The organism is Luteimonas sp. J29, from assembly GCF_000472505.1.
GTDB lineage: Bacteria > Pseudomonadota > Gammaproteobacteria > Xanthomonadales > Xanthomonadaceae > Luteimonas.
The window spans coordinates 42513-61448 of record NZ_AWZR01000001.1 but is presented as its reverse complement, the minus strand read 5'-3'; the positions used below and the strand labels follow the sequence as shown (position 1 = coordinate 61448).

Genomic DNA, 18936 nt, shown 5'->3' with positions numbered 1-18936 from the left:
CTACCCGCCCGCCCACTGGCGCAGCGGATGCGCCGGGTCGGCGAGCAGGCGCAGCGCCAGCGCGATCGACACCACCACCAGCAGCGGCCGGATCACCCGCGCGCCGCGGCGCATCGCGAAGCGCGCCCCCAGCCGCGCGCCGATCCACTGGCCCGCGCCCATCACCAGGCCGACCTTCCACAACACCGCGCCGGCCGCGGCGAACACCGCGAGCGCGCCGAGGTTGGAGCCGAAGTTGAGCAGCTTGGTGTGCGCGGTCGCCTTGAGGATGGTGAAGCCGGCGAGCGACACGAAGCCGAGCATCAGGAACGAACCGGTGCCGGGACCGAACACGCCGTCGTAGAAGCCGATCGCCGGCACGAACAGCAGTCCGAACAGCAGCGGACTGATCCGGCGGTGGCGTTCGAGCTCGCCCACGCCGCGCTTGAAGCCGAAGTACAGCGCGACCGCCACCAGCAGCAGCGGCAGCACCGCGCGCAGCCAGTCGGTGGGCAGGGCGGTGGCCAGCAGCGCGCCACCGACCGAACCCAGCGCCGCCCCCGTCGCCATCGGCCACTGCGCGCGCAGGTCGACGTGGCCGCCGCGCGCGTAGCTCCAGCTGGCCGCGCCCGAGCCGAACGCGGCCTGCAGCTTGTTGGTGCCCAGCACCTGCAGCGGCGGGATCCCCGCCAGCAGCATCGCCGGGATCGTGACCATGCCCCCGCCGCCGGCGATCGCGTCGATGAAACCGGCCAGCAGCGCGGCCAGGAACAGCCACGCCAGCACCTGCAGGGCGAGTTCGTGCATCGCGGGGGAAGAAGGAGCGCGTGGCGCGGGAACGGCGAGTCTACGCAGCGCGCGTTCGGTTAGCATCCGGGGCACTTCCCGGGAGACCGCTCGATGCAACCGCGCCTGCTGCCCACCGCCCTCGCCTGCCTGCTCGCCGCCAGCCTGCCCCTCGCCGCCGTGTCCGCGCAACAGCGCCCCGAAGTCGTCGAGGCCGCGCGGACGCTGCAGTCGAAGGTGATCGAGTGGCGCCGCGACATCCACCAGCACCCGGAGCTGGGCAACCGCGAGACGCGCACCGCCGCGCTGGTCGCCGCGCACCTGCGATCGCTCGGGCTCGAGCCCAGGACCGGCATCGCCACCACCGGCGTCACCGCGGTGCTCAAGGGCGGGCGGCCCGGCCCCCGGATCGCGCTGCGCGCCGACATGGACGCTCTGCCGGTCACCGAGCGCGTGGACCTGCCGTTCGCCTCGAAGGCCACCGCCACCTTCCGCGGCGAGACCGTGGGCGTGATGCACGCCTGCGGCCACGATGCGCACGTGGCGATCCTGATGGGCGTGGCCGAAGCGCTGGTCGCGATGCGGGACGAACTTCCGGGCGAGGTGCTCTTCATCTTCCAGCCGGCCGAGGAAGGCGCACCGGAAGGCGAGGCCGGCGGCGCCGAGGAAATGCTGGCCCAGGGCGTGTTCGCCGACTTCCGGCCCGACGCGGTGTTCGGCCTGCACGTGAGCTCCTCGCTCAATGCCGGCCGGATCGCGGTGCGCCCGGGCCCGCTCATGGCCGCGTCCGACGCGTTCGAGATCACGGTCAAGGGCCGGCAGACGCACGGCTCGCGGCCGTGGAACGGCGTCGATCCGGTCGTCGCCGCCGCCGACCTGGTGTCGACCGCGCAGACCATCGTCAGCCGCCGCACCGACATCACCCGGCTGCCGGTCGTGCTGACCTTCGGCGCGGTGAAGGGCGGCATCCGCCACAACATCATCCCCGACCAGGTCGAACTGATCGGCACCATCCGTACCTTCGACGACGACATGCGCCAGGCGGTGCTCGACGACCTGCGCAACGTCGCCGGACACGTCGCCGCCGCGCACGGGGCCACGGTGGAGGCGCGGATCCCGATCGACCACAACTACCCGGTCACCGTGAACGACCCGGCGCTGGCGGCGCGGATGCGGCCCAGCCTCGAGCAGGCGGTCGGCGAGGGCAACGTCCTCGACCCGGGCCTGATCACCGGCGCGGAGGACTTCTCGTTCTTCGCCCGCGAGGTGCCGGGCCTGTTCTTCTTCGTCGGCGCCACCCCGCGCGGCGTCGATCCCGCCAACGCGGCCAGCAACCACTCGCCGGAGTTCTTCCTCGACGAGGAGGCGCTCGACGTCGGACTGCGGGCGATGCTGCAGGTCTCGCTCGACTACCTGCACGGCGGAGAGGGCTGAGGCCGCGCGGGCCGCTCCTCAGGGCGCCGCCACCACATCGAACACCGCCTCGCGCAGCGGCGCGACGCCCTGCTCCCACGGCCGCCGGTAGACCAGCCGGATCCGCGCCTGGCCAGGCTCCACGGCGCGGAAACGCCAGCGCAGGGTGGTGGCCGCCCCCACCAGGGGCGGGTCCGCCGGCGCCCCGTCTTCCTGCCGTGGCGGCGGCACCGCGCGCACCAGCCGCGGTGCACCGTCCTCCACGAGTTCCCAGGCGTAGCCGGTGCCGGCATTGCCCTGCAGGGCGATCTCGAGTACCTGGCCCACGGCCAGCACGGTCGGGCCCTGCGCTGCCGGCGCGACGACCTCCGGCGCGTCGGCGGCAGACAACCGGGCGGGTTCCGAGGCATTGGCCGGTGACCGGTGGTGGACGCAGGCGGCCAGCAGGCACGGCAGCAGCAGGACGTGGAGCGGGCGCATCGCGTCGCCTCCCGCAGGGCGGTTCCCGGGCTCATGACAGCACAGCGACTAGAATCGCGCCATGACACGACCCGAAGACTCGCTGCTCGGCCGCGAGGTCGCCTATCCCCGCCGCTACGATCCGGCGCTGCTGTTCCCGGTGGCGCGTGCACCATCGCGCGCGGCGCTGGGCGTCGACGGCGCGCTGCCGTTCGCCGGCCACGACCGCTGGCACGCCTACGAGCTGTCGTGGCTGGACGCGCGCGGCAAGCCGCAGGTCGCCACCGCCACGTTCCTGGTGCCCGCCACGACCCCGCACCTGGTCGAGTCGAAGTCGCTCAAGCTCTACCTCAACTCGCTCAACGGCGAGCGCTTCGATGCGCCCGAAGCGGTGCGCCAGCGCATCGCCGACGACCTGTCGCGCGCGGCCGGCGGTCCGGTCGAGGTGCGCTTCGGGCTGCCGCCGGCGGGCGGCGACGACGGCGCGGCCTGCATCGACGCGCTCGAGGTGGACATCGACCGCTACGGCCCGCCCGATCCCGGCCTGCTCCGGGCCGATCCCGGCGACGAGGCCGACGAGGTGCTGCGCAGCCACCTGCTCAAGTCCAACTGCCCGGTCACCGGCCAGCCGGACTGGGCCACGATCGACGTCGCCTACAGCGGCCCGCGCATCGACCGCACCGCGCTGCTGCGCTATCTGGTCTCGTTCCGCGAGCACGCGGGCTTCCACGAGCAGTGCGTGGAGAAGGTGTTCGTGGACGTGCTCGCGCGCTGCGCGCCGCGGCGGCTTTCGGTAGAGGCGCGCTACACCCGCCGCGGCGGGCTGGACATCAATCCGTGGCGGGCCACGCCCGGTACCACGCCGCCACCGCCGCGACGCGAGGACCGGCAATAGCTGAACGGCCCGCGGGCGCGATCGCGATGCGCCCTTAACGCGTCGCGTGCGACCGTCGCGCTGCACTTCCAGCGCAGGAGCCGCGCCATGACCAACGACCGCAAGCCCGACTTCTCGGGCGTCCAGAGCGGCGCCAGCAGCGTGCCGGCCGACGGCGTGAAGCCGACCGGGGGCAAGCCCGATTTTTCGAACGTGGTCAGTGGCGCCGACAGCGTCCCGGCCGCCCAGGGCGGTGCCGGCAGCCTCGGCGCGCGCAGCTACACCATCGAGAAGGGCGACACCCTGTCGGCGATCGCCAAGCGCGTGTACGGCAAGGCGAGCTACTGGCAGCGCATCTTCGACGCCAACCGCGACACCATCGACAACCCCGACCGCATCTTCCCCGGCCAGGTGATCACCCTGCCCGAGATCGAGGAGGCCGGCGAGGGCCGCGCCCCGCCGCCTGCCGAGGCCTGACACGCCCATCGCCCATCGAAGAGGACCTTCCCATGCGCCAGATCCGACTTTCCCAGGCCCTGCTGGCCGCTGCCGTGGGCGCCGCCGCCCTCGCCGGCTGCCGCAAGGAAGAGCCCGCCCCGGCCGTGCCGCCGCCGACCGCCGCCGAACCGGCCGCACCCGCAGCGGCACCGATGCCCGCGCCGGCACCGGCCAGTACCGCCAGCATCAGCCTCGGCAACGCGATCGGTGCCGACAACCGCATCGCCGCGCCGCAGACCACCTTCGCCAGCGGCGACACCATCCACGCGTCGGTGGAGACCGACGGCCCGGCGCGGCGGCTGGACGCGAGGTGGACCCACCTGGACAGCGACCAGGTCGTGGCCGAAGAGCAGAAGGACGTCGCCGCCGGCGCGCAGGTCACCGACTTCCACATCAGCAAGCCCGACGGCTGGCCGCCCGGCCGCTACCGCTTCGAGGTGTCGCAGGACGGCAACCCGGTCGGCAGCAGCGAATTCGAGGTGCGCTGACCAGCACCACCGGACGCGAAGCGGGCAGGAGGCGCGGCACAGCCCGCGCCTCTTCTTTTTTCGCGCGCGCAACGCGGGCCCGCCGTCCCTGCGCCGGGGTAAGGCACGGCGCGGTTTTGCCCCGTCCGGGCCGACGCGCGACAATGGCGCGATTGACTTTCCGCCGCCGCGACGAGACGAGCCCGCATGTCCGAGACCCCGAAGATCATCTACACCCTCACCGACGAGGCGCCGTTCCTGGCCACGGCCTCGCTGCTGCCGATCGTGCAGGCGTTCGCGGGCGCCGCGGGGATCGCGGTGGAGACGCGCGACATTTCGCTGTCGGGGCGGATCCTGGCCCAGTTCCCGGACCTGCTGGGCGAGCGCGCGGTGGGCGACGACCTGGCCGAACTGGGCGAGCTGGCCAAGACCCCGGAAGCCAACATCATCAAGCTGCCCAACATCAGCGCCTCGGTGCCGCAGCTCAAGGCCGCGATCCGCGAACTGCAGGCGCAGGGCTACCCGCTGCCCGAGTATCCCGACGAACCCGGGGACGACGCCGAGCGCGACATCAAGGCGCGCTACGGAAAGGCGCTGGGCAGCGCCGTGAACCCGGTGCTGCGCGAGGGCAATTCCGACCGCCGCGCGCCGGCGGCGGTGAAGAACTACGCGCGCAAGCACCCGCACCGGATGGGCAAGTGGTCGCCGGATTCGAAGTCGCACGTCGCGCACATGGACGAGGGCGACTTCTACGCCAGCGAACTGTCGGCGACGATGCCGGCCGACGACGTCCTGTCGATCACCTTCCACGGCAAGGACGGCAGCACGAAGGTGCTGAAGGACTCGCTGAAGGTACAGGCCGGCGAGATCGTCGACGGCGCGCGCATGTCGCGCAGGGCGCTGGCGGCGTTCGTCGCCCGCCAGATCGAGGACGCGAAGGCGCAGGGCGTGCTGTTCTCGCTGCACCTGAAGGCGACCATGATGAAGGTCTCCGACCCGATCATGTTCGGCGTGGTGGTCGAGGAGTTCTACCGCCCGGTGCTGGAGAAGCACGCCGCGGCGCTGGCCGAGGCCGGCTTCAACCCGAACAACGGCATCGGCGACCTGTACGCGCGGATCCAGGCGCTGCCCGCGGCCACCCGCGAGGCGATCGAGGCCGACATCGCCGCGCTGTACGCGCAGCGCCCGGCGCTGGCGATGGTCAACTCCGACAAGGGCATCACCAACCTGCACGTGCCCAGCGACGTGATCGTCGACGCCTCGATGCCGGCGATGATCCGCGACTCGGGCTGCATGTGGAACGCACAAGGGCAGCTGCAGGACGCCAAGGCGGTGATCCCCGACCGCTGCTACGCCGGCATCTACCAGGCGGTGATCGAGGACTGCAAGGCCAACGGCGCGTTCGACCCGGCGACCATGGGCAGCGTGCCCAACGTCGGCCTGATGGCGCAGAAGGCCGAGGAATACGGCAGCCACGACAAGACCTTCCAGGCGCCGGGCGACGGCGTGATCCGGGTGACCGACTCGAAGGGCGAGACCGTGTTCGAGCACGCGGTCGAGGCCGGCGACATCTGGCGCGCCTGCCAGACCAAGGACGCGCCGATCCGCGACTGGGTCAAGCTCGCGGTCGACCGCGCCCACATCAGCAAGACGCCGGCGGTGTTCTGGCTCGATCCGGCGCGCGCGCACGACGCGCAGGTCATCGCCAAGGTCGAGACCTACCTCAAGGAGCACACCCTCGACGCGCTCGACATCCGCATCCTGCCGCCGGTGGAGGCGATGAAGTTCTCGCTCGAGCGCATCCGCAAGGGCCTGGACACCATCTCGGTGACCGGCAACGTGCTGCGCGACTACCTCACCGACCTGTTCCCGATCATGGAGCTTGGCACCAGCGCCAAGATGCTGTCGATCGTGCCGCTGATGGCCGGCGGCGGCCTGTTCGAGACCGGCGCCGGCGGCAGCGCGCCCAAGCACGTGCAGCAGTTCCTCGAGGAGAACTACCTGCGCTGGGATTCGCTGGGCGAGTTCCTGGCCCTGGGCGCGTCGCTGGAGCACATCAGCCAGCGCTGGCTGAACTCGGCCGCCCCGGTGCTGGCGCGCACCCTCGACCAGGCCAATGGCCGGATCCTGGACGAGAACCGCTCGCCGGCGCGCAAGGTCGGGGGGCTCGACAACCGCGGCAGCCATTTCTACCTCGCCCTGTACTGGGCCCAGGCGCTGGCCGCCCAGGACGAGCATGCGGGCCTGAAGGCGAAGTTCGCGCCGCTGGCCAAGGTGCTGTCGGAGAACGAGGAGCGGATCGTGGCCGAGCTCAACGGCGTGCAGGGCCGGCCGGTGGACATCGGCGGCTACTACCGCCCGGACATGGAAAAGGTGTCGGCGGCGATGCGCCCGAGCCGGCTGTTCAACGAGGCGCTGGCGGCGCTGTAGTCCACGCCGCCGCCGCGCACACCCGGCGCGGCGGACCGGCATGCTAGGCTCGGCCGCACCTCCATCGTGCGGCCCGAGACCATGATCCGACATCCGCTGCTCCGCGCCGGCCTGCTCGCCCTGGCCCTGGCGCCCGCCCTGTCCACCGCCGTGGCGGCCGATCCGTCCGCACAAGCGCAGTCCGCCGCGCCTGCCGCCGATCCCGCGCTGCAGGCGGTGCTAGCCGGCGACTGGCGCAGCGAGGCCAACCGCGCCCGCGACCGGTACCGCCATCCGGCCGAGACGCTCGCGTTCTTCGGCCTCAAGCCCGACCAGACCGTGGTCGAGATCACCCCCGGCGGCGGCTGGTACGCCGAGATCCTCGCGCCGTACCTGCGCGAACACGGCCGCTACGTCGCCGCGGTGGTCGACCCGCAGGCGCTGCCCGAAGGCGGCCGCGACTACCAGCAGCGCGCCAGGGACGGGCTGGAGCAGCGCTTCGCCGCCTCCCCGGCGCAGTTCGACCGCGCCACCGTCGTCGCCTACGACCCGGCCGCGCCGGTGTTCGGCGAGCCCGGCTCGGCCGACCTGGTCGTGACCTTCCGCAACGTGCACAACTGGCGCAGCGCCGGCCAGGCCGAAGGCATGTTCAAGGGCTTCTTCGAGGTGCTGCGCGAGGGTGGCGTGCTGGGCGTGGTCGAGCACCGCGCCGCGGCCGACGTGCCCGCCGACGACCGCAGCGGATACGTCGGCCAGGACCAGGTGATCGCGATGGCCGAGGCCGCCGGCTTCCGCCTCGACGCGACCAGCGAGATCAACGCCAACCCGGCCGACACCAAGGACCACCCGAACGGCGTCTGGACCCTGTTCCCGGTCGGCCGCCACGACGCCACCGACGCGGACAAGTACCGCGCCATCGGCGAGAGCGACCGGATGACGCTGCGGTTCGTCAAGCCCGCCGGCGAATAGCCCTCCGCCTCCGCGCCTCCGGCACCGCGCGCGGGTGATGCCATCCGGCAGCCCGCGCACCGGTCGCCTCCAACCGGCTGCATCCGCGTCGCGCCGGCCCCGCCCGCCAGGACTGCTCCGGCCCCACGCCATCTGCATCGCGCGGGCGAATCGATGAGGCAGCCCGCCCGCTGGCGACCCTCCGCCCACGCCGCGGGCGCGTCCCGCCCGATCCGCGCAGGGACCTGGGCCCCGCCCGCCCCCCGTCCATCTAAGCTATGCCTCCCGGGCAATCCCCCGGGACCGTCGCCGCGCGGCGCGCCGCGGCCACGGGCCATGCGCGCGCCCGGACGGCATCTCCCCATGCGCAAGACCCTCCTCGCCCTCGGCCTCGCCCTCGCCACCCTGCCGGCGTTCGCCGCCCAGCCCCTGGTCCCGGGCAAGGCCGTGCAGGGCCGGCTCCAGGCCAGCGACCGCCCCAGCGACCGCGGCGGACGCAGCCACGACTACAGCCTGCGCCTGCGGCAGGGCCAGCTGGTGGTGATCACGGCGCGCTCGGAGGACTTCGACCCGGTGCTGCTGGTGTTCGGTGGCGACGGCGAGTTGCTGGCCGAGAACGACGACCACGAGAACGGCAGCACCAACGCCGCGGTGGTGATGACCGCGCCGGAGACCGGCACCTACACGGTGCGCGTGAATTCGCTGCCGATGGGCGACGGCCACCTCGGCGACTACACCCTGCGCGCCGTGGTGCTCGAGGACAACTGAGCGTGGCGTGGCGCTGATCGCGCTCAACAAGCCGTACGGAGTGCTGTGCCAGTTCACCGACCGCAGCACTCCGCCGCGGCCCACGCTCGCCCGTTTCGGGCTGCCGGCGGGCGTGTATCCCGCCGGCCGCCTGGACCACGACAGCGAAGGCCTGCTGCTGCTGACCGACGACGGCGCGCTCGCCCACCGCATCACCGATCCGCGCCACAAACTGCCCAAGACCTACCTGGTGCAGGTGGAAGGCATGCCGACCCCCGCGCAGCTGCAGGCGCTGCGCGAGGGCGTGCTGCTCAACGACGGACCCACCCGGCCGGCGCGGGTCGAGGCCATCGACCCGCCCGCGCTGTGGCCGCGCGATCCGCCGGTGCGCCATCGCCTGACCGTGCCCGACGCGTGGCTGCGGCTGCAGATCCACGAGGGCCGCAACCGGCAGGTGCGGCGCATGACCGCGGCGGTCGGGCTGCCCACCCTGCGCCTGGTGCGGATGGCGATCGGCGAGCACGCGCTCGACGGGCTGGCGCCGGGGCAATGGCGGTTGCTCGACGCCCGGCCCGGGCGGTCGGCGCGCAGCCGGCGCGGGCGGATTCCCGGCGGCAGGGGCGTCTGTTAACGTTCGGGCAACCCGCCGCGGTACGGAGCACCGCAGGAACGCCGGAACCCATGCCCAATACCAAAGCCAGCGCCGGCCGGGTCCTGGTCGTCGACGACCAGCCGTCCAACCTGCGCATCATCAGCGCGCTGCTCTCCCGGCAGGGCTATTCGGTGTACACCGCCGAGAGCGGCGAGGAAGCGCTGCAGCGCCTGGAGCAGCAGCCGTCGGACCTGGTGCTGCTGGACATGATGATGCCGGGCATGGACGGCTTCGAACTGCTCGACGAGATCCGCGCCAATCCGGCGTGGTCGGGGCTGCCGGTGGTATTCCTCACCGCCGCCCACGACCGCGACCTGCTGCTGCGCGCGTTCGACTCGGGCGCGGTGGACTACGTCACCAAGCCGTTCATGCCGGAGGAACTGCTGGCGCGGGTGCAGGCGCACATCGGCCTCAAGCTCACCCGCGACCGGCTCGAGCGGGTGGCGCGCGAGCGCCAGGAACTGGTAAACCTGGTCGCGCACGACCTCAAGAACCCGCTCAGCAGCATCTTCTTCGCCAGCGACCTGCTGCTTACCGGGCAGACCCGCGCGGAGCGGGTCCCGCGCTACCTGCAGATGATCCGCGACAGCGCCGAGGACGCGCTGGGCTACATCCGCCGCTACCTCGAGACCCAGGCATCGGCGCGCTCGCAGGCCGCGCGCGAACCGGCCCGGGCGGCGCTGCCCGAGCTGGTGGAATGGCTGGAGCGGCGCTACGCACTGCAGCTCGAGGACCGCGGCGCGCGACTGCGCGTGCTGTCGGTGTCGGATGCGACGGTGGCGATCGATCCGCTGGTGCTGCGCCAGGTGTGCGAGAACCTGATCAGCAACGCGATCAAGTACGCGCCGGGCAGCGACATCGACCTCTCGGTGCAGCCCGGCGCACCGGGCTACCAGCAGCTGCGGGTGGAGGATCGCGGGCCGGGGATCCCGGCGTCCAAGCAGTCGTCGCTGTTCACGCCGTTCTTCCGGGTCAACCCCAACGACGGGGTGAACGACGCGGTGTCCACCGGACTGGGGCTGTCGCTGGCGCGCCAGATCGTGGGCGCGGTGGGCGGCGAACTGCGCTACGAGGACCGCGAGGGCGGCGGCGCGCGCTTCGTGCTGGAACTGCCCGAGGCGGCCGCCGCCGCGGCTTCGGGCTGAGGCCGGGCCGGCGCGGGCCGGCCCATGCCCGGTGTCATTCGTTGCCGGCGGGCGTGTCGGCCGTGGCCTGCCTGGCACGCGAGGACCGCCGCCGCACGCTGGTGCCGTCACCCGAAGGCGCATCGCCCTTGCGCGACGCACGCCGCGCCTCGACCCGGCGCGCCTTGCCCTCGATCACCTGGCCGTCGCCATTGGCCTGTTGCTTGCGGCGGTAGCGATGGACCGCGTACCACGCCGCCCCGATCCCGACCGCGGCCGCGACCAGCACCGCCGGATTGCGGCGCAGGACACCGCCCACCGCACGCGAACCGGTTTTCGCCGCGCCCAGCGCCATGCCCGCCTGCAGCCATTTGCCGGCGCCGTCGGGCAGGGTGTGGCGGACGCTGTCGCCGACCTGGCCGACCAGGTCCATCATTTTTCCGGAGATCGAATCGAGTCTGCTCATGGGGGAATCCTGGGCGGGAAGCCGATAGTGGCACAGTCTGCGGCCGCCGCCGTCGCCGCGGCGTGATGCGCTGCGGCGCGACGATTTACCCCCTGCCCCCATCCCGGCCTTCCCCCGCAAGCGGGGGAAGGAGCAGGGACTCCGCGCCGCGTCCGTCGCACCTGACACCCCCTCCCCCGCTCGCGGGGGAGGGCCGGGGTGGGGGCCGCATCCATCGCTACGCCAGGTGTCCTCGCTGCGGAACCTGCCCCCATCCCAGCCTTCCCCCGCAAGCGGGGGAAGGAGCAGGGACCGCGCTTCCGTCGCACCGACCCCCCTCCCCGCTTGCGGGGAAGGAACGCGCGGCTAGGTTCCACGCGGCTTCGCCCGATGGGTCGCGGTGGCGCTCCACGGATCTTCCGGCCACGGGTGCTTCGGATAGCGACCCTTCATTTCCTTGCGCACCTCCGGGTAGGTGCGGTCCCAGAACCCGCGCAGGTCGCGGGTCACCTGCAGCGGCCGGCCGGCCGGCGAGAGCAGGTGCAGGGTGAGCGGAACGCGGCCGTCGGCGATGCGCGGCGTGTCGGCCAGGCCGAACAGTTCCTGCAGCTTGACCGCGAGCACCGGCGGCTCGGGCGTGCCGTCGGCGGCGAGCGCGTAGTCGATGCGGCGTTCCATGCCTGAAGGCACCACGATCCGTACCGGCGCGAGCGCGTCGAGCCGCTGGCGCAGCGGCCAGTCCACCTGCGCGCGCAGCGCCTCGCCGAAGGCCTCGGCCGACAGCGCATCGAGCCGGGTCGCGCCCTCGAACAGCGGCCGCAGCCACGCCTCGCGCGTGGCCAGGAGCGCCTGGTCGGACACATCCGGCAGGCCCAGGTCCGGCATCCACGCGCGCAGCGACTGCACCCGGGCCTGCCACTGGCGCAGGGCCCCGGTCCAGGGCAGCACGTCGAGTCCGAGCGCGGCGACCGCATCGGTCAGCGCCTGCGGCGCCAGCGCGGGATCCACCGATCCGGAAGGACGCACGTCGAGCACGATGCCGTCGAAGCGGCGTACGCGCTCGGCCACCAGCGCGCGCCGCGCCTCGTCCCAGCGCACCTCGTCACGCTCGACGAAGCGTTCGCCGAAGTCGCGCCGCAGCCGCGCCTCGTCCACCGGCGCCGCGCGCAGCACCAGCGCATCGCGCGCCTCGTGGCGCAGTTCGCTGGCGACGATCCAGGGTTCGCCACGCAGCGCGCTGTCGTCGGGCAGCCGCGCGGTGCGGCCGTTGGCGAGCAGGTAGCGCTGCGGATCGCGCGGATGCACGCGGCCGATGCGGTCGGGGAAGGCGTGCGCGAGCAGGTCGCCCAGCACATGCGCGGGCGCCTCGCGCGGCGGCTCGCCGCGGGCGCCGAGGCGGCGCCGCCACTGCCGCGCGGCGGCGTCGATCGCGGCGAGCGTGGCGCGGTGGACGTCGGCGCCGGTGCGTCCGGCCCGGAACGCGGCCAGCGCCGCCCAGCGCGCGCGCCAGCCGTCGTCGCGGCCGCGCAGCGGGTCGCGCGCCTCGACCAGCGCGGCGAGGTCGCAGGCCAGCGCAGGTTCGTCGCCGTCGCGCGCGGCCAGCAGCATCGCCGCCAGCCGCGGATGGGTGCCGAGCGCGAGCATGCGCCGCCCGTCCGCGGTGATCCGGTGCTGGTCGTCGAGCGCGCCCAGGCGCCGCAGCAGGTCGCGCGCGGCCGCGAGCGCGCCCGGCGGCGGTGGATCGACGAAGCGCAGCGCGGCGTCGCCCCAGGCCGCCAGTTCCAGCGCGAGGCCGGCCAGTTCGACCTGCGCGATCTCGGGCCGGCGCTGCGGCTCCAGCCGCTGCGAGGCCGGCCACAGGCGATAGGCCCAGCCTTCGGCGACGCGGCCGGCGCGGCCGGCGCGCTGGTCGGCCGAGGCCTGCGCGATCGGCACCACGTCCAGGCGCGGGAAGCCGCTGCCCGGGTCGTAGCGCGGCTCGCGCGCCAGCCCGCTGTCGACCACCACGCGCACGCCCGGCAGGGTCACGCTGGATTCGGCGACGTTGGTCGCCAGCACCACGCGGCGACGGCCGTCCGCGGCAGGGCGCAGGACCTGCGCCTGGCGCTCGACCGGCAGCTCGCCGTGCAGCTCCAGCACCTCGGCGTCCACCGCCGCGCCTTCCAGCGCCTGCGCCGCGCGCGCGATCTCACGCCGGCCCGGCAGGAACACCAGCACGTCGCCCGGATGCCGCGCGAGCGCGTGCTCCACCGCGCGCCGCACCTGCGCCTCCAGCGCCTCGTCGCGGCGCGCCGGGAAGTGTTCGACCTGCACCGGATGGCTGCGGCCTTCGCTCGACAGCCGCGGCGCGTCGAGGAACGCGGCCAGCCGCTCGCCGTCGAGCGTGGCCGACATCACCACGATCCGCAGGTCCTCGCGCAGCGAGGCCTGCACGTCCAGCGCCAGCGCCAGGCCGAGGTCGGCCGACAGGTGGCGCTCGTGGAACTCGTCGAACAGCAGCGCGCCCACGCCCGGCAGCTCCGGGTCGTCCTGGATCATGCGGGTGAGGATGCCTTCGGTCACCACCTCGATCCGGGTCCGCGCCGACACCCGGTGCTCGAAGCGGATGCGGTAGCCGACGGTGCCGCCGACCTCCTCGCCCATCCGCGCGGCCATGAAACCGGCTGCGCTGCGCGCGGCCACGCGCCGCGGCTCGAGCATCACGATCCGGCGTCCGGCCAGCCACGGCGCCTCGAGCAGCGCCGGCGGCACCGCGGTGGTCTTGCCGGCGCCGGGCGGCGCTTCGAGCACCAGCCGCGGATGCGCGGCCAGGCTGTCCCGGATCGCGGGCAGCAGTGGCGTGATCGGAAGATCCATGGAGGCGATGGTCGCGTGCCGGCCGGATCGTCGGCGCGGGAGCCCCATTATCCGGCCATTCGGACGCCGCCGGCGCGAACCGTCCAGCCCGCGGCGCGGCATGCGCGTGGCGGCCGGCTAGAATGCGCGGCTCGTCCTTCGACGCGCGCTCCATGCAACTGGTCGACATCGGCGCCAACCTCACCCACGACAGCTTCGACCGCGACCGCGACGCCGTGCTCGAACGCGCGCGCGCGGCCGGCGTGGTGCAGATGGTGGTGACCGGCGCCAGCCGCGAGCATTCGCCGAAGGCGCTGGAGCTGGCGCGCGCGCATCCGGGCGTGCTGTTCGCGACCGCCGGCGTGCATCCGCACCACGCGGTGGAGTACACCGCCGAGTGCGACGCGCAGATGCGCGAGCTGCACCGCCACCCGGAAGTGGTGGCGGTGGGCGAATGCGGCCTGGACTACTTCCGCGACTTCTCGCCGCGCCCGGCGCAGCGCAAGGCGTTCGAGCGCCAGCTCGAGATCGCCGCCGACCTGGCCGCCGCCGGCAATCCCAAGCCGCTGTTCCTGCACCAGCGCGATGCGCACGCCGACTTCGTCGCGATCCTGCGGGCGTTCGAGGGCCGGATCGGCCCGGCCGTGGTGCACTGCTTCACCGGCACCCGCGAGGAACTGTTCGACTGCCTCGACCACGACTGGCACATCGGCATCACCGGCTGGCTGTGCGACGAGCGCCGCGGCGCGCACCTGCGCGAGCTGGTGAAGCACATCCCGGCGCAGCGGCTGATGGTGGAGACCGACGCGCCCTACCTGCTGCCGCGCACGCTCAGGCCGATGCCGAAGGACCGCCGCAACGAACCGGCCTTCCTGCCGCACATCGTCGAGGAACTGGCGCGCGACCGCGGCGAGGACCCGGCCACGACCGCGGCCGCCAGCACCGCCACCGCGCGCGCCTTCTTCCGCCTGCCCGAAGCCGGCTGACGCGCCGCTCAGGCGCCGGGATCGAAGCCGTAGACGAGCACGCAGCCGGTGCCGTCGAAGTGCGGCAGGCCGTCGACGTCCTCCACCGGCCGGCCTTGCACGCGCAGCCAGCCGCCGCGCGCGCCCACCGCGTCGATCGCGGCCAGGCCGCCGACGTCGAACGGTTGCGCCGACAGCGCGCCACGCAGGCCACGGAACACGACGGGCGCCTCGCCGTAGCGTTCGCGCAATGCGTCCTCGTCGCCGAGCAGCGACTCGAATTCCGCGTAGGCGACCTCGTCGAACCCGTCGTCGACCAGCAGGAAGCCACCTTCGGCCTCGTACGGGCGCCCTTCGACCGTCGTGGTCGCGTCGGCGGGGTCGTCGTCGGAGGGGTCGCCCGCGACCGCCAGCAGGCGCACGCCGTCGTCGGCGTCGTCGGCGCCGTCGAGCGCGGCGCCCGCCTCCAGCACCGCGCCCGGCAGCAGGCCTTCGAGGGCGCGGGCGCGTCCGGCACGCGCGCGGTCGAGGCATGCGGCATCGTCGCCGCAGGCGCTGCGCGCGCGCGCCATCCAGTCGTCCTGGTCGCGGCGCAGGCAGGCGGGCGACTGCACGTGGTCGAGCGCGGCCTCGAGGTAGCGCGCGAGCACCGCCTCGATGCCCGTGCCCGGACCGGGGGCCGCGGCCGCGGGGGACCCGTCCGCCGCCGGTGCCGGGGCACCGGCGCCCGCCGCCGGCCGGTCGCAGCCGGCCAGCAGGCAACACGGCAGCGCCCAGGCCACCAGCCTCCGCAACATCGCCACGCCGTTCACCGGCGTTCGCGGAGGAAGGGCTGGACCACCACGTCTCCGCTGCCGGGCATGGTCATCCGCAGCTCCAGCCGGTTGCCTTCGCAGCGGTAGCCGTAGGTCAACGGCCCGCCCGCGCCGGCGGGCAGCCGCGAACGCGCCACCGTCGCACCGCTCCGGCTCAGCTCCAGGTCCGCCTCGGTGCGGTCCACGCCCTGGTGCAGGGTCAGGGTGTCGCCGGAGGTGGTCCAGCGCCCGCTGCCGCCGAACCGGCCGCCCGCCTTCGCCGCCATGCCGTCGCTGCCACGGGCGGTGGCGCTGCCGCGCATGTCGGCGCTGTAGGTGCCGTCGGCACGGAACTCGAAGCGCGCGCTGTCCTGCTGGACCTGCATCTGCAGGCCCGGGTTGCGGCGCTGCATCCATTCGGCGAACGCGTTGCCCTGCGGCTCCCAGCCGCCGACCAGGCAGGCGTCGTTCGCCGGGGCGGCGGCGGACGCCAGCAGGAGCGGCAGGAGCGCGGCGGAAGCGGACTTTCGCATGAGCATTCCTCCCTGGCCCGCGGGACCCGCGGGATGATGGCATGGCCTTGCACCGGGTACATACGCGATCCGGCGCCAACAGGTGCCAACGTCGGCGTTCAGGTGCGGTCCGCGGGATGGCCCGGCGCGGCGACGGCGGTGGGTTTCCGGTCCAGCGCGGCGGCCAGGCCCGCGCGGTCACGCGCCGGCGCGGCCCGTCCCGCGCGGCAATGCCAGGCGATGATGCGGCGCGGGGGTCAGCCGGCGCGCGCGGCCTCGTAGCACTGCAGGTGCGTCCAGGCGGCCTGCAGCAGCGGCGCTTCCAGGCCAGCGGCGCGGGCGCGATGCCACATGTCGCCGACGATGTGCGCGGCCTCGACCCGGCCGCCGGCCTCCAGGTCGCGCAGCATCGAGGCCTTCACCGCCGAGTCCGGATCCACCAGGTGGTCGCGCGCGGCGCGCGCGGCCCGGTCCGGCACCGGCCGGCCGGTCGCGGCGGCGACCGCCAGGCACTCCTCGTGCAGCGCGGCCATGAACGCCGCCCCGCCCTCGCTGCGGACGATCCCGCCGACGCTGGCGCGCATCAGGCAGGTGCCGGCGGCCAGGGCGGCGAGGAAGCTGAACTTGATCCACTGTTCGGTGGCGATGTCGTCGCTGGCGCGGTGGTCGATGCCGGCGCCCGCGCACAAGGCGGCGAACGCGTCCACGCGCGCGCTGCGCGAGCCGTCGCGCTCGCCGAACGTGATCGAGGCCGGTCGGCCCATGTGCACGATGCAGCCGTCCGCGGCCTTGGCCACGCTGATGAAGCACAGGCCGCCGAGCACGCGTTCGCGGCCGAAGCGCGCGTCGAGCGCGGCGTAGTGCAGCAGCCCGTTGAGGATCGGCAGGACCGTGGCACCGGCCTCCACCGCGGGCGCCACGTCGGCGATCGCGGCCTCCAGGTCCCAGGACTTGCAGCTCAGGACGGCGAGGTCGAAGGGGCCGTCGCGCAGCGCACCGGGCAGGGCGTCGGCGGTGAGTGCGCGCACCGCCAGGTCGGCGTCGCCCAGTTCGCTGCGGATGCGCAGGCCGTCGCGCGCCAGCTGCGCCGCGCGCGCCGGCCGGACCAGGAACGCGACCTCGGCGCCGGACTGCGCCAGGCGCCCGCCGAAGTATCCGCCGGTCCCCCCGGCGCCGAGCACCAGCACCCGCATCAGCTGCGCAGCCCCACGCCGCGGCGCAGCAGCCACAGCGACAGCGCGCCGAGCACGGCGACGAAGGCCAGCATCAGCGCGTAGGCGATCCACAGCGGCACGTCCGAGGTGCCCAGCAGGCCGTAGCGGAACGCGTTGACCATGTAGAAGATCGGGTTGAAATGCGTGGCCGTCTCGGCCCAGCCCGGCAGCAGCTTGACCGAATAGAACACGCCGCCCAGGTAGGTCAGCGGGGTCAGGATGAAGGTGGGCACGATCGCCACGTCGTCGAACTTCTTCGCGTAGACCGCGTTGACGAAGCCGGCCAGCGAGAAGATTGTCGAACCCAGCAGGACGGTGGTCAGGGTCACCAGCGGGTGCGGGATGCGCACCGTGGTGAAGCACATCGCGATCCCGAGCACGATCACGCCCACCATCAGCCCGCGCAGCACCGCGCCGGCCACGTAGCCGCCCAGAATCACCCAGTTGGGCATCGGGCTGACCAGCAGCTCCTCGATGTGGCGCCCGAACTTGGCGCCGAAGAAGCTGGAGGAGATGTTGCCGTAGCTGTTCTGGATCACGCTCATCATCACCAGGCCGGGGACGATGAACTCCATGTAGCTGTAGCCGCCCATCTGCCCGATGCGCGAGCCGATCAGGCCGCCGAAGATCAGGAAGTACAGGGTCATCGTGATCGCCGGCGGCACCAGGGTCTGGCCCCAGATGCGCAGGATGCGCGCGATCTCGCGCCGGGTGATCGTGTACAGCGCGACCCAGTGCAGGCGCGCGCCCGGCGGCGCGGCCACGATGCCGGAATGCGGATCGACCCGGCTCATGCGGCCTGCTCCCGGTCGCGGGCGCTGCCGGTCAGGCGCACGAACAGCTCCTCGAGTCGGTTCGACTTGGTCCGCATCGAGCGCACCCGGATCCCGGCCGCGTCGAACGCCGCGAACACCCGGTTGAGGTCCATCGCCCGCGGCATGTCGAGGTCGAGGGTGTGGTCGTCGCGCGCGGCCAGGGCGGCGCCCTCGATCGCCGGCAGCGTGGCCGGCAGCGCGCCCTCGACATCGAACAGGAACCCCTCGACGTCAAGCTTGGCCAGCAGCGCGCGCATCGGACCCTGCTCGACGATGGTGCCGCGGTCGATGATCGCCAGGTTGCGGCACAGCGACTCGGCTTCCTCGAGGTAGTGGGTGGTGAGGATGATGGTGGTGCCGGCGGCGTTGATCTCGCGCAGCACCCGCCACATGTCGCGGCGGATCTCGATGTCGACGCCGGCGGTGGGTTCGTCCAGGATCAGCAGCCGCGGCCGGGTCATCATCGCCCGCGCGATCATCAGCCGGCGCTTCATGCCGCCCGAGAGCGTGCGGCTCATCAGCCGCGCCTTGTCCCAGAGGAAGGCGCGGCGCAGCTCCTGCTCGGCGCGCGCCAGCGCCTCGGCGCGCGGCACCCCGTAGAAGCCGGCGTAGTTGACCAGGATGTCGAGCGGTTTCTCGAACATGTTGAAGTTGATCTCCTGGGGCACCAGGCCGATCTGGCGCATGGCCGCGCCGCGATCGGCCTCCAGGTCAATGCCGAACACCGACACCTGGCCGGAGGTCTTGTTGACCAGCGAGGAGATGATGCCGATCAGGGTGCTCTTGCCGGCGCCGTTGGGGCCGAGCAGGGCGTAGAAGTCGCCCGGCTGGACGTCCAGGGACACGCCGCGCAGGGCTTGCACGCCGTTGTCGTAGGTCTTTCGCAGGTCGCGGATCCGCAGCGCGGGGGCGCCGGGGACCGGGGCGGGAGCAGAGGTCATACCGTCGTGGGGGGTTTGGCCGGGTTTCACGGCGAGGGGCTAGTATAGGCGCCCCATCG

The 18936-nt window shown here is 73.4% G+C and carries 19 protein-coding genes; 10 read left to right on the top strand and 9 right to left on the bottom strand.

The window, feature by feature from the left end; genetic code table 11:
• Window positions 1-786, bottom strand: a complete 786-nt coding sequence (locus LUTJ29_RS0100270; RefSeq protein WP_027070785.1) for a TSUP family transporter — start codon at window positions 784-786, stop codon at window positions 1-3.
• A 93-nt stretch (window positions 787-879) separates the two neighbouring features.
• On the opposite strand from LUTJ29_RS0100270, the gene LUTJ29_RS0100265 reads away from it, so the two are divergent.
• Entirely contained in the window at window positions 880-2199 is a 1320-nt protein-coding gene (locus LUTJ29_RS0100265) for an amidohydrolase (protein ID WP_027070784.1), read from the top strand.
• A gap of 18 nt (window positions 2200-2217) precedes the next feature.
• On the opposite strand, the gene LUTJ29_RS15545 is transcribed toward LUTJ29_RS0100265, so the two are convergent.
• On the bottom strand, window positions 2218-2658 hold the full coding sequence (locus LUTJ29_RS15545) for a protease inhibitor I42 family protein (RefSeq protein ID WP_051322546.1): 441 nt from the start codon (window positions 2656-2658) through the stop codon (window positions 2218-2220).
• A 61-nt stretch (window positions 2659-2719) separates the two neighbouring features.
• Here LUTJ29_RS15545 and queF point away from each other — a divergent pair, with 61 nt between their 5' ends.
• The 8 genes from queF to LUTJ29_RS0100215 all read left to right on the top strand — a co-directional run bounded on the left by queF (window position 2720) and on the right by LUTJ29_RS0100215 (window position 10377).
• The gene (queF, locus tag LUTJ29_RS0100250; protein WP_027070783.1) at window positions 2720-3532 is read left to right on the top strand and encodes an NADPH-dependent 7-cyano-7-deazaguanine reductase QueF; all 813 of its coding nucleotides are present in this window, start codon (window positions 2720-2722) and stop codon (window positions 3530-3532) included.
• Between the two features lie 87 nt (window positions 3533-3619).
• Complete coding sequence (locus LUTJ29_RS15540) at window positions 3620-3988, top strand: LysM peptidoglycan-binding domain-containing protein (RefSeq protein ID WP_084524499.1); 369 nt, start codon at window positions 3620-3622, stop codon at window positions 3986-3988.
• A 32-nt stretch (window positions 3989-4020) separates the two neighbouring features.
• Window positions 4021-4497: a hypothetical protein gene (locus tag LUTJ29_RS0100240; RefSeq protein ID WP_027070782.1), complete on the top strand. Its 477-nt coding sequence runs from the start codon at window positions 4021-4023 to the stop codon at window positions 4495-4497.
• 186 nt (window positions 4498-4683) lie between these two features.
• Window positions 4684-6906 carry an NADP-dependent isocitrate dehydrogenase gene (locus LUTJ29_RS0100235; protein WP_027070781.1) on the top strand — a complete coding sequence of 741 codons (2223 nt, stop codon included), beginning with the start codon at window positions 4684-4686 and terminating at the stop codon, window positions 6904-6906.
• 81 nt (window positions 6907-6987) lie between these two features.
• Window positions 6988-7854 carry a class I SAM-dependent methyltransferase gene (locus tag LUTJ29_RS0100230; protein WP_043739971.1) on the top strand — a complete coding sequence of 289 codons (867 nt, stop codon included), beginning with the start codon at window positions 6988-6990 and terminating at the stop codon, window positions 7852-7854.
• A 342-nt stretch (window positions 7855-8196) separates the two neighbouring features.
• A complete protein-coding gene (locus LUTJ29_RS15535; RefSeq protein WP_051322545.1) occupies window positions 8197-8601 on the top strand; it encodes a PPC domain-containing protein in 405 nt (134 codons plus the stop codon).
• Between the two features lie 13 nt (window positions 8602-8614).
• Window positions 8615-9211, top strand: a complete 597-nt coding sequence (locus LUTJ29_RS0100220; RefSeq protein ID WP_027070779.1) for a pseudouridine synthase — start codon at window positions 8615-8617, stop codon at window positions 9209-9211.
• A gap of 50 nt (window positions 9212-9261) precedes the next feature.
• A complete protein-coding gene (locus LUTJ29_RS0100215) occupies window positions 9262-10377 on the top strand; it encodes a hybrid sensor histidine kinase/response regulator (protein ID WP_027070778.1) in 1116 nt (371 codons plus the stop codon).
• Window positions 10378-10411: 34 nt separating this feature from the next.
• Here LUTJ29_RS0100215 and LUTJ29_RS15530 read toward each other — a convergent pair whose 3' ends face one another.
• A complete protein-coding gene (locus tag LUTJ29_RS15530) occupies window positions 10412-10822 on the bottom strand; it encodes a hypothetical protein (protein ID WP_144774420.1) in 411 nt (136 codons plus the stop codon).
• A gap of 345 nt (window positions 10823-11167) precedes the next feature.
• Window positions 11168-13657: an ATP-dependent helicase HrpB gene (hrpB, locus tag LUTJ29_RS0100205; RefSeq protein ID WP_027070777.1), complete on the bottom strand. Its 2490-nt coding sequence runs from the start codon at window positions 13655-13657 to the stop codon at window positions 11168-11170.
• Window positions 13658-13809: 152 nt separating this feature from the next.
• Between hrpB and LUTJ29_RS0100200 the strand changes: the two genes are divergently transcribed.
• On the top strand, window positions 13810-14622 hold the full coding sequence (locus LUTJ29_RS0100200) for a TatD family hydrolase (RefSeq protein ID WP_027070776.1): 813 nt from the start codon (window positions 13810-13812) through the stop codon (window positions 14620-14622).
• Window positions 14623-14630: 8 nt separating this feature from the next.
• Here the strand turns inward: LUTJ29_RS0100200 and LUTJ29_RS0100195 are convergent, their stop codons facing one another.
• The 5 genes from LUTJ29_RS0100195 to LUTJ29_RS0100175 all read right to left on the bottom strand — a co-directional run bounded on the left by LUTJ29_RS0100195 (window position 14631) and on the right by LUTJ29_RS0100175 (window position 18877).
• On the bottom strand, window positions 14631-15404 hold the full coding sequence (locus LUTJ29_RS0100195; protein ID WP_156911521.1) for a hypothetical protein: 774 nt from the start codon (window positions 15402-15404) through the stop codon (window positions 14631-14633).
• A 5-nt stretch (window positions 15405-15409) separates the two neighbouring features.
• On the bottom strand, window positions 15410-15928 hold the full coding sequence (locus tag LUTJ29_RS0100190) for a hypothetical protein (RefSeq protein WP_144774422.1): 519 nt from the start codon (window positions 15926-15928) through the stop codon (window positions 15410-15412).
• Between the two features lie 236 nt (window positions 15929-16164).
• Window positions 16165-17100, bottom strand: a complete 936-nt coding sequence (gene panE, locus LUTJ29_RS0100185; protein WP_027070773.1) for a 2-dehydropantoate 2-reductase — start codon at window positions 17098-17100, stop codon at window positions 16165-16167.
• Window positions 17100-17915 carry an ABC transporter permease gene (locus LUTJ29_RS0100180; protein WP_027070772.1) on the bottom strand — a complete coding sequence of 272 codons (816 nt, stop codon included), beginning with the start codon at window positions 17913-17915 and terminating at the stop codon, window positions 17100-17102. Before LUTJ29_RS0100180 ends, panE begins: the two co-directional genes overlap by 1 nt.
• The gene (locus tag LUTJ29_RS0100175; RefSeq protein ID WP_027070771.1) at window positions 17912-18877 is read right to left on the bottom strand and encodes an ABC transporter ATP-binding protein; all 966 of its coding nucleotides are present in this window, start codon (window positions 18875-18877) and stop codon (window positions 17912-17914) included. Before LUTJ29_RS0100175 ends, LUTJ29_RS0100180 begins: the two co-directional genes overlap by 4 nt.
• Window positions 18878-18936 lie beyond the last annotated feature (59 nt).